Raw genomic sequence first — 13,099 nt, 5'->3', positions numbered from 1 at the left:
GGGCGCGGCGGTGCACTGGGAACTCCCCCTCTGTCATGGGCACCTGAGAGTTTCACCGCGCGCACGGCACGGCTTTCACCTTGGGTGAGGCGCGGGTGCGCCTGCTTTCCAGAGTGGCCTCGCCGAAAGCGGTAGCGGTTACCTGAGAGATTCCGGGGAGTTTGCTCCTTCGGTGTCCCACTGCTCGCATGGGACTCTCCCGCTCCGGCTCGAACGGCCCTGTGTTCAATTGTGGGTGCGGCCACCCTACCTGCCGCTTCACGCGCCAGTCTACCGCGCCCGGCCTACGCCACACCCCCTTGTCGAAGGTCCGTGAGGGGAACCCTGAGGAACTCTGATTCCCCTAGGGTTCCCCTCACAGACAGTCACAGCGGCGTTACGTACGCACCCGAAATGCCGCCGTCGACGAGGAACTGCGCGGCGGTGATGAAGCTGGCGTCGTCGCTCGCCAGGAAGGCCACCGCGGCGGCGATCTCCTCCGGCTCCGCGAACCGCCCGACCGGAACGTGCACCAGCCGCCGGGCCGCGCGCTCCGGGTCCTTCGCGAACAGTTCCTTCAGCAGCGGCGTGTTGACCGGCCCCGGGCACAGCGCGTTGACCCGGATGTTCTCGCGCGCGAACTGCACGCCCAGCTCGCGCGTCATGGCGAGCACGCCGCCCTTCGAAGCGGTGTAGGAAATCTGCGACGTCGCGGCTCCCATCACGGCCACGAACGACGCGGTGTTCACGATCGAACCGCGGCCTTGGCGCTGCATGTGCGGCAACACGGCCTTGCAGCACAAGTACACCGAGGTCAGGTTGACCCGCTGCACCTTCTCCCAGGCTTCGATGCCGGTGGTGAGGATCGAATCGTCCTCGGGCGGCGAAATGCCCGCGTTGTTGAACGCGACGTCGACCGCGCCGAACTCGTCGACCGTCGTCTGGAAAAGGGCCTCGACCTGGTCCGCGTCCGTCACATCGGCCTGGATGAAAGCACCGCCCACCTCGTCGGCGGCCGCCTTGCCCTGCTCCGGCGCGACGTCGCCGATCACCACCTTCGCGCCCTCGCTCGCCAGCCGTTTGGCGGTGGCGAGGCCGATGCCGCTCGCGCCGCCGGTGATCACCGCGACGCGGCCGTCAAAACGCTGCACCATCGTGGGTCATTCCTCCGTGTTTTCGATGCTCAGGAAAACGTTCTTGGTTTCGGTGAAAGCAGCGGCGGCGTCCGGGCCCAGTTCGCGGCCGAGACCGGACTGCTTGAAGCCGCCGAAGGGCGTCCAGTAGCGGACCGACGAATGCGAATTCACCGACAGGTTCCCGGATTCGACGCCGCGCGCGACGCGGAAGGCGCGGCCGACGTCGCGGGTCCAGATCGAGCCGGACAGCCCGTACTCGGTGCCGTTGGCCATCCGCACCGCCTCGGCCTCGTCGCGGAAGCGGACTACCGCGACGACCGGGCCGAAGATCTCGTCGCGCGCCAGCGGATCGTCCAGCCCCGGCGGGAGCACGACGGTCGGCGCGAACCAGTACCCCGGTCCGGACGGCGCGCTGCCGCGGAAGGCTACCGGCGTCCGCTCAGTGACGTAGGAGGAGACTTTGGCGTGGTGGTCCGCGGAAATCAGCGGGCCCATCTCGGTCGCCTCGTCGGCCGGATCACCGACGACCACGCCCCGCACGGCGGGTTCCAGCAGTTCGAGGAACCGGTCGTAAACGGTGTCCTGCACCAGGATCAGCGACCGCGCGCAGCAGTCCTGCCCGGCGTTGTCGAACACCCCGTACGGCGCGGTCGCCGCGGCCTTTTCCAGGTCGGCGTCGGCGAACACGAGGTTCGCGTTCTTGCCGCCCAGTTCCAGCGTCACCCGTTTCACTTGCGCCGCGCAGCCGGCCATCACCTGCTTGCCGACCTCGGTGGAGCCGGTGAACACCACCTTGCGCACCGCCGGATGCGTGACAAACCGTTGTCCCACAACCGATCCCTTGCCGGGAAGCACCTGGAAGACATCCTCCGGAATCCCCGCTTCGCGAGCGAGTTCGGCCAGCCGCAACGCGGTGAGCGGCGTCAGCTCGGCCGGTTTGAGCACGACCGTGTTGCCCGCGGCGAGCGCCGGTGCGAAGCCCCAGCCCGCGATCGGCATCGGGAAGTTCCACGGCACGATTACGCCGACGACGCCGAGCGGCTCGTGAAAGGTCACGTTGACGCCGCCGTCGACCGGGATCTGCTTGCCCAGCAGCCGTTCCGGCGCACCGGCCGAGTATTCGAGCAGGTCGCGCACATTGCCCGCTTCCCAGCAAGCGTTGCCGATGGTGTGCCCGGAGTTCTCGACCTCCAGCCGGGCGAGGTTTTCGATATCGGCGTCGACCGCGTCCGCGAACCGGCGCAGCAGCCTTGCCCGATCACCGGGGGCGACCGCCCGCCAGGCCGGGAACGCGGCGTGCGCGCGGGCGATCGCGGCGTCGGTCTCCGCCTCGCTGGTCAGCTCGACCTGGCGCACCACTTCCGCGGTCGCCGGATTGCGCACCTCGAACGTCGTCATTTCCCCTCCTGCGCGGCGTTCGCCAACGCGGCGAACAGCCGGACGTCGTCGCCGTCCTGCTCCGGATGCCACTGCACGCCGAGCACGAACTCCCCCGGCATTTCCGCGGCTTCGATCGTGCCGTCCGCCGCGTGCCCGGACGCGACCAAGCCGGAGCCAAGCCGGTCAATCGCCTGATGGTGGTAACAGTGGACTTTCGTTTCTTGGCCGAGAATCGCCGCTGCCCGCGTGCCGTCGACCAGGGTGACCGTGCTGGTGCCGAACGTCGCTGGAGCTGGCTGATGCGTTGCCTCGCCCAGGGTTTCCGGGAGGTGCTGCGAGAGCGTGCCGCCGAGCGCGACGCTCATCACCTGCAGTCCGCGACACACCCCGAGCACTGGCTTTCCGGCCGCGCGCGCCGCCGCGAACAGGCCGAACTCGAACGCGTCGCGCTCCGGGCGGATGTATGTCGCGGGGTGCGGCTCCTGGTCGTAACGGCTGGGTTCGACGTCCGCGCCGCCGGTGAGGACGAGACCGTCGATGCGTCCCACGAGTGCGTCGTAGGCCGTGCTCACCGGTGGCAGCAGCACCGGAATCCCGCCCGCCTTGACCACACAGTCCGCGTACACCCGGTGCAGCAGCGTCGCCTCGGTGTCCCAGGCCAGGAACTTCGCTTGTTCCGAATAGGTGCTGAGCCCGATGACGGGTGGGTCAGAGTCGTTCGAAACCACGGATGCGCTCCCAATCGGTCACAGCTCGCTCGTACGCTTCGCGCTCGATCCGCGCGGCGTTGAGGTAATGGTCAACTACATCGGAGCCGAAGGCATCTCGCGCGATACGGCTGCCTTTAAGGGCTTCCGCCGCTTCGGCAAGCGTGACCGGCACAGTGGGTTTGTCGGACGCGTACGCGTTGCCTACGAACTCAGGCTCCAACGGCAGTTCGTTCTCGATGCCGTGCAGCCCAGCAGCGACCATCGCGGCGACCGCGAGGTACGGGTTCACGTCTCCGCCGGGTACGCGGTTCTCGACGCGCAACCCGTCACCGTGCCCGACAACGCGCAACGCGCACGTACGGTTGTCCGTGCCCCACGCGATCGCTGTCGGCGCGAAGCTGCCAGGGACGTAACGCTTGTAGGAGTTGATGTTAGGTGCGAAGAAGTACGTCATTTCGCGCAACGCTTCCAGCTGGCCCGCGAGGAAGTGCTGCATCAGCTTCGAGAAGCCGTGGTCACCGTCGCCGGGAAGCACCGCTTCGCCGGACTCGCTGCGCAGGCTCAGGTGGATGTGGCAGGAGTTGCCCTCGCGCTCGTTGTACTTCGCCATGAACGTGAGGCTCTTGCCTTCCTGCGCGGCGATCTCCTTCGCACCGTTTTTGTAGATGCCGTGGTTGTCGCACGTCGCGAGCGCTTCGGCGTAGCGGAAGGCGATCTCGTGCTGACCCGGATTGCACTCGCCCTTCGCCGACTCCGGATACAGACCCGCGCCCGCCATGCCGTTGCGGATCCGGCGCAGCAACGGCTCGATGCGCGCGGTGCCGAGCATCGAGTAGTCGACGTTGTACTGATTGGACGGCTTGAGGTCGTGGTAGCGCTTGTCCCACGCGGACTCGTAGGAGTCGTCGAAGACGATGAACTCGAGCTCGGTGCCCACGTACGCCTTCAAGCCGCGCTCGGCGAGCCGGTCGAGCTGACGGCGCAGCACTTGGCGCGGCGAAACGGAAACCGGGCCGCCCTGCACGCGCTCGACGTCCGCGAGCACCAGCGCGGTGCCCTCCTGCCACGGAATCTCCCGCAGCGTCGCGAAATCCGGCCGGAGCACGAAGTCGCCGTAGCCGCTCTGCCAGGACGAGATGTCGTAGCCGTCGACAGTGTTCATGTCGACGTCCACCGCGAGCAGGTAGTTGCACGCCTCGGTCGCGTGGCCGGCCACCTCTTCGAGGAAGTACTCCGCCGAACAGCGCTTGCCCTGGAGCCGCCCCTGCATGTCGGTGAGCGCGACGAGCACCGTGTCGATCGTGCCCGCCGTCACCCGTTCGCGGAGTTCGTCGAGCGTGAGCATTCCTCGCCTGGCCGCCATCGCATCGCCCCAAAGGTTCGGATCAGGTCCTTTGCGGCTTCTTCCTACCGGGCCGATGGGTCCGGGTCAATCCACTGAAAGGTATTTTCTTATACCTTTAAACTCGTGGTCGCCCGGCCTCACCCGGGCGGCGCCTGCTATGTCCGGGTTGCCCGGCTGAGAAGATACTGTGAATCCGGTGCGTCCGGGACCAAAACCGCCGCCTCGTGCGTTGGACCGGGCAAGAGAGGTGAGAGGGATGACTGAAGCATTCACGCAGACCACGTTCAGCCAGCAGCAGGCGCGGCCGCAGCTCCCGACGCTGCCCACCGGGTGGCCGATCGGGTCGTACGAATCCTACGAACAGGCTCAGCAGGCCGTCGACCACCTCGCGCACGCCGACTTCCCGGTCACCGACGTCACGATCGTCGGCGTCCAGCCGATGCTCGTCGAGCGCATCGCCGGCAAGATGAGCTGGAGCCGCATGCTCAGCAGCGCGGCCATGTCCGGCGCGGTGTTCGGCCTGTTCCTCGGCCTCGTGCTGAGCATGCTCAACCCGGCCGCCGGGCTGCTGTCGATCGTGCTCGGCCTCGCCGCCGGTGTCGTGTTCAACGTGGCCTTCGGCGCGCTGGGCTACGCGGCGAACCGCAACAAGCGCGGGTTCATCTCGCAGAGCCAGCTGGTCGCGCAGCGCTACGACGTGCTGTCGCAGCCGCGCAACGCCGAGAAGGGCCGTCAGCTGCTGGCGGACCTGGCGGCGCGCTCGGCCTTCAACCACTGAGTCGCACGAATCGCCTCCCGGGCGTCCAGGCCGTTCGCGGCCGGGGCGCCCGGTTTCGCGTTCCGGGCCTTGCCGGGCCGCGGGCTGCCGAGCTCGTGCGCGGCTATGCCGTTTCTTACCGGCATCCACACTCACGAGCCACCCGCCCCTACCTTGTCGGCTGAGCGGCCTTCGTCGGGCTACTCTGCGGGGCCGGTGTCCCGGGCGTCGCCGGAGCCTTCGGGATCACCGCCGCGAACGGCACTCCGGCGTCCTCCCGGCAATACCCGCGATAACCGTTGTAGCCGTTGACGTTCCCGCGGTCGTCCTGCACTCCTTCGACCACCTTCGGACGCGGGAACTGGTTGTCCTGCCCGGTCATCTGGCTCGTGCCCGACGCCTTCTCGCAGCCGTAACGCGTGATCGTCAGCGGACGGCCGCGATCGTCGTACAGGTAGACGTTCTCCAGCGGTTTGCCGTTCGCGTCGAAGACGTACAGGTTGCTCAGTTCGTGCTGGCCGTAGCGCAGCGCTTCGTTGCCGTGAACGTCCTCGTACATCGACGAGGCGTACGACGGGGTGGAGTTCGACGAGTACGTGCGGTCCCGGACGAGATGGACCGCCGCGCCGAGGCCGCCGAACGCGCTGCCCACCACGAACGCCGACACCGGAACCGCGATCCACAGCATCCGCCCGTCGACCTTGGTCCGGGGGCCCGCCCACATCACCAGGCCCGCGCCGACGAGCAGCACCGGCAGCAGCAGGACCGCGTGCAGATCCCGGATCATCAGCAGCAGCCCGAACGCCAGCAGAGCGAACCCGCAGACCACCCACCACGCCGGTTTCAGCGAGTTCAGGTAGGCGAGCGCACGCTCGGCGGAACGGTCCTCCCGCATCGACTTCACCATCGCCCGCGCGCGCACGGCCTCGGGCAACTCCCGGATCGAATCGACCCCGCGCAGCAGCAGGAACGCCACGCTCACCGCGAACACCGGGGCCAGCACGAGCATCCCGACGAGCGCTTCAGCATCGAACCGGACCGCGGTGTAGAACGAAACCAGCGCCGTTCCGGCCGCGCAGAACACCAAGCCCCACAAGGCAAGCCGCGGTCCGAGCCGCCCCGCCTTCGCCGTCGGCAGCACCTCCGTCGCCGCCGCGGCCGGGGTTTCCGGAGCAGGCGGATAGCCGCCGGACGCCCGCAGTTCGGCCGCGTAGCTCTCCGGAGTGCCAAGCCGCGCGACGAGATCCTCGACCCGCGCCGCCGCCCCGGCTTCCGCCTCCATCTCGGCCAGCTGCGGCCGGACGTCCTCGAGCAGTTCCTCGACCTCGTTCGCGGGCAGGTCCGCGAGCGCGGTGCGCACCCTCGACAGGTACGCCCGCGCGGCCGTCGGCTTGTCCGTGCTCATGCTGCCTCTCCCCGATTCGTACCGCGTTTCGCCGGTGCGCGCGGTCAGGACCGCTCTTTCACCAAACTGTCCATAGTGGACGCGAAGCTGGTCCACGTGCGCGCCGATTCGGCGAGCCGCTCCCTGCCCCGGTCGTTCAAGCTGTAGTACTTGCGGTGCGGGCCCTCTTCGCTCGGGACCACGTACGACGTCAGCAACCCCGCCTTGTACAGCCGCCGCAGCGTGCCGTACACCGATGCGTCCCCGACCTCCTCCAGGCCGGCGACGCGAAGTCTTCGCAGCACGTCGTAGCCGTACCCGTCGTCGTCGCGCAGCACCGCGAGGACCGCCAGGTCCAGCACTCCCTTGAGCAGCTGACTGATCTCCACCGCGTTCCTTCCGGTCCTGCGCGAGAGAAGGTACCACGCATAGCGCAGTAGTGTGCACGGCGTGCGGCCGTCCGGCGTATCGCTGCCCGTTCGACCAGGTCAGCGGAGACTGAACGACCAGGTATACAGCGTAGACATCCTGGTCTACAGTGTAGATATGACCGAGATTCCGACCGCCGAACGGCTCGCGTCCGCCGCGCGCGAGATCATCGCCGCCGAGGGCGCGGCGGCGGTCAGCATGCGCCGGGTCGCCGAAGCCGCCGGAGTCACCGCGATGGCGATCTACCGGCATTACGAGAACCGAGAGGTCCTGCTGCGCGCGGTCGCCGACGCCACCGGCCGCGAACTGGGCGCGGCGTGGAAAGACCCCGCTCCCGACGGCGAATGGCTCGACCGCTTCGACGCACTGCTGGACCGCTTCCTGGATTTCGCGCTCGGCCAGCCGCATCTGTACCGCTTCTTGATGACCGACGACGGAGCCCAAGCCCGGCTGTACCCGGACGGTTTCCGCGAACCCGGCTCGCCGCCGTTCACCGCGCTGGTCCGGCTGATCGAAGAAGGCATGCGCCAGGGTGTGCTGCGCGAGGACGATCCGCTGGAAGCCGCGCTGACCGTCAGCACGCAAACGCAAGGCATGGTCCTGCACTACCTCGCGGGCCGGATGGGGACGGCGGAACCCGAGTTCCGCGCACTGTGCCGACGGACTTCGCGGAGGATTTTCGATGGCCTCAAGACGTGATGGCCGCCGGGTGGTCCCGACCGCGCTGACGCATCTCGCGGAGGATCCTCGATGACCTCAAACGCGACGCCCGCTGGCAAATCTGGCTGCGCCGACCGGCGACGCCCGGCCCCGACCCGAACACCGCGCTACGCCAACGGACCTCCCGGAGGATCCACGGCCGCCCCCAACGCAACACCCGCTGGCAGAACCGGCCGCGCTGACCATCAGGCCCAGCCCGAACTCCGCACTACGCAGCCGGACCTCCCGGAGGATCCACGGTCGCCCCAACGCAACACCCGCTGGCAGAACCGGCTGCGCTGACCGCCAGGCCCAGCCCGAACCCCACCCACACTATGCCAACGGACCTCTCGGAGGATTTTCGATGGCCCCAAAACCTCACGCCCGCTGGCAAATCCCAGCCGCGCTGCTCTCGTCGGCGGCACTCTTCTACTTCGGCACCGGCCTTGCCCCGATCGCCGCGCTGACCTGGCTCGCACCGTTTCCCGTGCTGTTGCTGGCGACTCGCGTCGGCGGCTGGACCTCCGCCGGTACCGCGTTCGGCGCGTTCCTGCTCGGCACCGCGAATATGTGGGCCTACCAAGCACATTCCGGCGACGAACCGCTGTGGCCGTTCGGCGCGGCCATCGATGTCGGGATGTCGCTGGTGTTCACGTTCGCGGTGTGGCTCTTCTGGGCTTTGGCACGCCACCGCCGGACGCTGCTGGCCAGCCTGGCCGCACCGGCGGCGTGGACCGCTCTCGTGTACCTGATCGCCACGCTGAACCCGATGGGCATGATGGGTTCCCTCGCCAACGACCAGGGCGACGCGCCGCTCGTGCTGCAAACCGCTTCGTGGGCCGGGATGTGGGGCGTCGAGTTTTTGGTGCTGCTGCCCGCTTGCGCGGTCGCCGCGATGTGCGCGCCCGGAGCTTCTCGGCTGCGCACCGGTGTCGTCGCCGCGGTCCTCGTGGCTCTGTCTCTTGGCGGCGGTGCCTTAAGGCTTTCCGGCACGAGCGGGCCGACGGTGCGGATGGCCGCGATCACGCAAAACGCTGGCTACCGCTGGGGTCCTGAGCTCGGCACCGCTCGCGGCCGTGCCTTGGTGCAGGATTACCTCGACCAGATTTCCGCCATGCCGGACGGCGTGCAGCTCGTCGTACTGCCCGAAGCCGCTTTCAGCGCCGAAGAGGAATGGCCCGCTGCGCTCGTGGAGCCGATGCGCCGCGCCGCCAAGGCCCGAGGCGCGGCGATCGTCGTCGGCTTCGAGTACTACGACCGGCCCGGCAAGCACAATTACGACTACGCGCTGGCCTTCCCCGCCGACGGCTCGGCACCCGCCCGGTACCTGAAACACCACGATCTGGTGAGCCCGCCGGGCCGAAACCTGGTTTTCGTCCCCGGCGCGACGGTCCCGACCGGCCTGGTGATCTGCGGCGACACGACGTTCACCGCGCCCAGCCGCGACTACGCCGCCGCCGGTTCGCGAATCCTCGCCATCCCAGCGGAACTCGCGGTCCCACCGGGAAACAACGACGAGGGCGGTTGGCAGCACACCCGCAACGCACTGCTCCGGGGTGTCGAAAGCGGGCAGTCGATCGCGCTGTCCGACGCGAACGGCAGCCTGATGCTGTCCGACGGCTACGGCCGCGTCCTGGGCGAAGCCCGCACCGGTGGCCCAGCCCCGTTCACGTCGGTGGTCGCGGACGTTCCCGCTGGTCCAGGCCAGACGTTCCACACTCGCTTCGGCGACTGGTTCGCTTGGCTTTCGCTCGCGATGACCGTTGCTGGCTTGGTCTTCGCTCGGCTCCGCACGGCTAAGCAGCCCGTGCCCGCCGCTGGCACCTCGGGCACGAAAACGACGACCGGTTCATGAACGGCTCCCTCCGGATCGGCGACCCGCACCGGCGGCACGGCATCCCCTCCTGGCCGTATGCGTCGAGCGAGCGCTCGAAGTACCCCGATTGTCCGTTCACGTTCACATAAAGCGCGTCGAACGACGTCCCGCCCGCGAGCAGCGCCGCCGACATCACGTCGCTCGCCGCGGTCAGCAGCGTTCGCCCTTGCGCGGCAGTGAGTTTCTCGGTGGGTCGCGACCAATGCAGTTTGGACCGCCACAACGCTTCGTCGGCGTAGATGTTGCCGACCCCCGACACGAGCGTCTGGTCGAGCAGCGCGCGTTTCACCTCGGTCCGCCGTGAACGCAGTGCGCGCACGGCCGCCTCCGGATCGAACTTCGGGTCCATCGGGTCCCGCGCGATGTGCGCGATGGTGCCGGGCAGCGCGTCGCCGTCGACCTCGACCAGTTCGTCGAGGGCCAGGCCGCCGAACGTGCGCTGGTCGACGAAGCGCAGTTCCGGTCCGTCGTCGGCGAACCGGACCCGGACGCGCAGGTGTTTCTCGTCCGGCGTGCCCTCGGGCTGCACCAGCATCTGGCCGCTCATGCCGAGATGCGCCAGCACCGCCTCGCCGTCGGACAGTTCCAGCCACAGGTATTTGCCGCGCCGCCGGGCCGCCTCGATCGTGACTCCGGCGAGCCGTCCGGTGAAGTCGGCGGCGCCCTGCGCATGCCGCCGGATGGCGCGGTCGTGCAGCACCTCGACGGCCCGGACGGTACGGCCGGCGACGTGCGCTTCGAGACCGGCGCGGACGGTCTCGACCTCGGGTAGTTCGGGCATGCGCTCATTCTGCCCGGCGCCCCCGACAAAAAACGGGGGCGGTGCCTCGGCGACACAAAACGGGGCTGGCCGACCTGGCAGTCAACCAGCCCCGGGAAGAAAGAAACGCGTCAGCTCGCGTCGTCGCCCGTGCCGAGTTCCTCCGACAGAGCCCGCCAGGCGGTCTCCGCGGCCTTCTGCTCGGCTTCCTTCTTCGTGGTGCCGTTGCCCTCGCCCAGCGCGCGGCCCGCCACCAGCACGGTGGCGGTGAATTCCTTGCGGTGGTCGGGACCGCTGTCCTCGACGCGGTACTCGGGCACGCCGAGTCCCCCGGAGGCGGTCAGCTCCTGCAGGCTGGTCTTCCAGTCGAGGCCGGCCCCGCGCAGCGGAGCCTCGGCCAGCAACCCGTCGAAGAGGTGGTGCACGAGCTTGCGCGCGACCTCGATGCCGTGCGCGAGGTACGTGGCGCCGATGACGGCTTCGAGACCGTCGGCGAGGATGCTCGCCTTGTCCCGGCCGCCGGTGAGCTCTTCGCCCTTGCCCAGCAGCAGATGCGCCCCGAGCCCGCCCTCGCCGAGCCCGCGCGCGACGCCCGCCAGCGCGTGCATGTTGACGACGCTGGCGCGCAGCTTCGCGAGCTGGCCCTCGGGCAGGTCGGGGTGGGTGGTGTAGAGGTGGTCGGTGACGACGAGGCCGAGCACCGCGTCTCCGAGGAACTCCAGTCGCTCGTTCGGCGGCAGGCCGCCGTGCTCGTAGGCGTACGAGCGGTGGGTGAGCGAAAGACGGAGCAGCTCGGGGTCGAGAACGACCCCGAGCGCCTCGAGCAACGATGCGGGATCGGCCGCGGGTCCTCCGACGGGCTTACCCCCCATGGTCGGCTGCCCGCTCAGGCGGGCTCGACGACCTGGCGGCCGTTGTGCTGGCCGCAAGCCGGGCAAGCGACGTGCTGGATTTTCGGCTGGCGGCAGGCGCGGTTGGAGCAGGGCACCAGCTGAACCGGAGCCGCCTTCCACTGGCTGCGGCGGGAGCGCGTGTTGGATCGCGACATCTTCCGCTTCGGGACGGCCACGAGTAGATCTCCTTCAAACGGTCTGCTCGCGGATGCGAGCGAACTTACTTCTCCCGGATCGAGCTGGACGCTCGTCAGGCTTGCTCTCCGGAGCCGTGCGCAGGCTTTTCGCCCGCGTTCTCGTCGAATCGCTCGACCAGCGCGGCCCACCGAGGGTCTATCTTCTCATGCCCGTGTCCGGGCTCGAGATCGGCCCACTTGACACCGCATTCGATGCACAGTCCCGGGCAGTCCTCGCGGCACAGCGGGGCCAGCGGAAGCGCCAGCACCACGGCGTCGCGGACGGTCGGCTCGAGGTCGATCCGGTCGTCCACCAGGCGGGGGATCTCGTCCTCGTCGGTGGTCTCCTCGGTCGCCGAGCCCGGGTAGGCGAACAGCTCGGTGAGGTCCACCTCGATGTCCTCGGTCACGGGGTCGAGGCAGCGCGAGCACTCGCCGGTGGCGACCGCGGCGGCGGTGCCGGTGACGAGGACGCCCTCGACGACGGATTCGAGCATCAGGTCGAGCTCGACGGGCTCGCCTTCGCGGATTTCGAGCACGCCGGGGACGCCGAGCGAGGTCGGCACGGGCGCGCTGCGGCGCAACTCCCGGCTGAGTCCCGCGCGGCGGCCGAGCTCACGGGTGTCGACCACCCACGGGCTGCGGTCGTCGAGCTGCGCGGGGCGGGGGTTCTGGGCAGGGTTTTCGGACATCGCCTACCAGCGTACGCAGGCCCCGCAACCTCGTTCGAGGAGGCCGGGCTGGCGAGCGCCGATCGCGTTCAGAACCGTGCAGGGGACGCACGAGGCCGCGGTGCCGGATGGTACCGGGTGCGCGGCGGTCAAGCCGCCGACGAAGCTCCGTCAGACCTGGTAGTCGTACAGCGTCGAGCGGCCGCCGCCGTGGCTGGTCGAGGGCGAGCGCAGGTGGTTGCGGCCCGAGTCGACGGTGCGCAGCGTGGTGGCCAGCAGTTCGGAGAACTCGGCCAGCTTGCCGTCCACATACGCGTCGCAGTCGGCGCGCTGGCGGTCGGCCTCGGCGTGCGCTTCGTCGACGATCCGCGCGGATTCGGCGTGCGCGGCCTGCACGACCTCGGTTTGCGAGACGAGCCGGGCCTGCTCGAGGCGGGCGTCCTCGATCGCGCGGTCGTAGGCGTCGCGGCCGGCCTGGATCATCCGCTCGGATTCGGCGCGGGAGCGTTCGGTGAGGTTCTGGTATTCGGCCTGCCCGCCCGCGACCATGCGCTCGGCCTCGTTGTGCGCGTCGCTCAGCATTTGTTCCGCGCGGGCGCGCGCGTCGGCGAGGATGCGCTCGGCCTCGGACGTGGCGTCCGACACCGTCCGCTCGGCTTCCTCGTTCGCGCTGGCGACGGTCTCCCCCGCCTCTTTGCGCGCGGCCAGCAGCAGGTCGTCGCGTTTGTCGAGGACGTCCTGCGCGTCGTCGACCTCGCCGGGAAGCGCGTCGCGGACGTCGTCGAGCAGCTCGAGGACGTCGCCGCGGGGCACCACGCAGCTGGACGTCATGGGAACCCCACGGGCCTCTTCGACGATCGTGACGAGCTCGTCGAGTGCCTCGAAAACCCGGTACACGGCAACT

14 protein-coding genes and 1 riboswitch are annotated in these 13,099 nt (G+C 69.1%); of the genes, 3 read left to right on the top strand and 11 right to left on the bottom strand.

Going from position 1 to position 13,099, the window contains the following annotated elements; genetic code table 11:
- Positions 1 to 20: 20 nt before the first annotated feature.
- Positions 21 to 122: riboswitch (glycine riboswitch) on the bottom strand.
- 243 nt (positions 123 to 365) lie between these two features.
- From ACZ63D_RS27535 to ACZ63D_RS27520, 4 genes are read right to left on the bottom strand one after another with little or no spacing between them, the layout of a single operon-like run.
- Positions 366 to 1,133 (bottom strand): 3-oxoacyl-ACP reductase, encoded by a 768-nt coding sequence (locus ACZ63D_RS27535; RefSeq protein ID WP_465357246.1) that lies wholly within the window; start codon positions 1,131 to 1,133, stop codon positions 366 to 368.
- A gap of 6 nt (positions 1,134 to 1,139) precedes the next feature.
- A complete protein-coding gene (locus tag ACZ63D_RS27530; protein ID WP_465357245.1) occupies positions 1,140 to 2,513 on the bottom strand; it encodes an aldehyde dehydrogenase family protein in 1,374 nt (457 codons plus the stop codon).
- Positions 2,510 to 3,223, bottom strand: a complete 714-nt coding sequence (locus tag ACZ63D_RS27525) for a gamma-glutamyl-gamma-aminobutyrate hydrolase family protein (RefSeq protein WP_465357244.1) — start codon at positions 3,221 to 3,223, stop codon at positions 2,510 to 2,512. The genes ACZ63D_RS27530 and ACZ63D_RS27525 overlap by 4 nt, the downstream gene beginning before the upstream one ends.
- Positions 3,204 to 4,568, bottom strand: coding sequence for a glutamine synthetase family protein (locus ACZ63D_RS27520; protein ID WP_465357243.1), 1,365 nt, complete (start codon positions 4,566 to 4,568; stop codon positions 3,204 to 3,206). The genes ACZ63D_RS27525 and ACZ63D_RS27520 overlap by 20 nt, the downstream gene beginning before the upstream one ends.
- A gap of 238 nt (positions 4,569 to 4,806) precedes the next feature.
- On the opposite strand from ACZ63D_RS27520, the gene ACZ63D_RS27515 reads away from it, so the two are divergent.
- A complete protein-coding gene (locus tag ACZ63D_RS27515) occupies positions 4,807 to 5,328 on the top strand; it encodes a YflT domain-containing protein (RefSeq protein ID WP_009074217.1) in 522 nt (173 codons plus the stop codon).
- A gap of 148 nt (positions 5,329 to 5,476) precedes the next feature.
- On the opposite strand, the gene ACZ63D_RS27510 is transcribed toward ACZ63D_RS27515, so the two are convergent.
- Both ACZ63D_RS27510 and ACZ63D_RS27505 read right to left on the bottom strand, forming a co-directional pair.
- Entirely contained in the window at positions 5,477 to 6,712 is a 1,236-nt protein-coding gene (locus tag ACZ63D_RS27510) for an HAAS signaling domain-containing protein (protein WP_465357242.1), read from the bottom strand.
- 44 nt (positions 6,713 to 6,756) lie between these two features.
- Entirely contained in the window at positions 6,757 to 7,080 is a 324-nt protein-coding gene (locus ACZ63D_RS27505) for a PadR family transcriptional regulator (RefSeq protein ID WP_465357241.1), read from the bottom strand.
- 157 nt (positions 7,081 to 7,237) lie between these two features.
- Between ACZ63D_RS27505 and ACZ63D_RS27500 the strand changes: the two genes are divergently transcribed.
- A complete protein-coding gene (locus tag ACZ63D_RS27500) occupies positions 7,238 to 7,819 on the top strand; it encodes a TetR/AcrR family transcriptional regulator (protein WP_465357240.1) in 582 nt (193 codons plus the stop codon).
- A gap of 364 nt (positions 7,820 to 8,183) precedes the next feature.
- Positions 8,184 to 9,674, top strand: coding sequence for a nitrilase-related carbon-nitrogen hydrolase (locus ACZ63D_RS27495; RefSeq protein WP_465357239.1), 1,491 nt, complete (start codon positions 8,184 to 8,186; stop codon positions 9,672 to 9,674).
- Here the strand turns inward: ACZ63D_RS27495 and mutM are convergent.
- The 5 genes from mutM to ACZ63D_RS27470 form a co-directional block, all read right to left on the bottom strand.
- Entirely contained in the window at positions 9,616 to 10,476 is an 861-nt protein-coding gene (gene mutM / locus ACZ63D_RS27490) for a bifunctional DNA-formamidopyrimidine glycosylase/DNA-(apurinic or apyrimidinic site) lyase (RefSeq protein ID WP_465357238.1), read from the bottom strand. The genes ACZ63D_RS27495 and mutM overlap by 59 nt on opposite strands.
- A gap of 110 nt (positions 10,477 to 10,586) precedes the next feature.
- Positions 10,587 to 11,327: a ribonuclease III gene (gene rnc, locus ACZ63D_RS27485; RefSeq protein ID WP_182892148.1), complete on the bottom strand. Its 741-nt coding sequence runs from the start codon at positions 11,325 to 11,327 to the stop codon at positions 10,587 to 10,589.
- A 14-nt stretch (positions 11,328 to 11,341) separates the two neighbouring features.
- A complete protein-coding gene (gene rpmF / locus ACZ63D_RS27480) occupies positions 11,342 to 11,524 on the bottom strand; it encodes a 50S ribosomal protein L32 (protein ID WP_009074209.1) in 183 nt (60 codons plus the stop codon).
- A gap of 74 nt (positions 11,525 to 11,598) precedes the next feature.
- Complete coding sequence (locus tag ACZ63D_RS27475) at positions 11,599 to 12,216, bottom strand: YceD family protein (RefSeq protein WP_465357237.1); 618 nt, start codon at positions 12,214 to 12,216, stop codon at positions 11,599 to 11,601.
- A gap of 150 nt (positions 12,217 to 12,366) precedes the next feature.
- Positions 12,367 to 13,092: a DivIVA domain-containing protein gene (locus ACZ63D_RS27470; protein ID WP_465357236.1), complete on the bottom strand. Its 726-nt coding sequence runs from the start codon at positions 13,090 to 13,092 to the stop codon at positions 12,367 to 12,369.
- Between the last annotated feature and the right edge of the window lie 7 nt (positions 13,093 to 13,099).

It is taken from the genome of Amycolatopsis sp. NPDC104775, assembly GCF_055583325.1.
This window is presented reverse-complemented; position numbering and strand designations above follow the sequence as displayed.

Excerpts from the sequence above, each read along its gene's own strand:
- mutM (WP_465357238.1), bottom strand. The coding sequence starts at position 10,476 with ATGCCCGAACTACCCGAGGTCGAGACCGTCCGCGCCGGTCTCGAAGCG.
- ACZ63D_RS27515 (WP_009074217.1), top strand. The coding sequence starts at position 4,807 with ATGACTGAAGCATTCACGCAGACCACGTTCAGCCAGCAGCAGGCGCGG.
- ACZ63D_RS27495 (WP_465357239.1), top strand. The coding sequence starts at position 8,184 with ATGGCCCCAAAACCTCACGCCCGCTGGCAAATCCCAGCCGCGCTGCTC.
- ACZ63D_RS27520 (WP_465357243.1), bottom strand. The coding sequence starts at position 4,568 with ATGGCGGCCAGGCGAGGAATGCTCACGCTCGACGAACTCCGCGAACGG.
- ACZ63D_RS27530 (WP_465357245.1), bottom strand. The coding sequence starts at position 2,513 with ATGACGACGTTCGAGGTGCGCAATCCGGCGACCGCGGAAGTGGTGCGC.
- rnc (WP_182892148.1), bottom strand. The coding sequence starts at position 11,327 with ATGGGGGGTAAGCCCGTCGGAGGACCCGCGGCCGATCCCGCATCGTTG.
- ACZ63D_RS27535 (WP_465357246.1), bottom strand. The coding sequence starts at position 1,133 with ATGGTGCAGCGTTTTGACGGCCGCGTCGCGGTGATCACCGGCGGCGCG.
- ACZ63D_RS27510 (WP_465357242.1), bottom strand. The coding sequence starts at position 6,712 with ATGAGCACGGACAAGCCGACGGCCGCGCGGGCGTACCTGTCGAGGGTG.
- ACZ63D_RS27500 (WP_465357240.1), top strand. The coding sequence starts at position 7,238 with ATGACCGAGATTCCGACCGCCGAACGGCTCGCGTCCGCCGCGCGCGAG.
- ACZ63D_RS27475 (WP_465357237.1), bottom strand. The coding sequence starts at position 12,216 with ATGTCCGAAAACCCTGCCCAGAACCCCCGCCCCGCGCAGCTCGACGAC.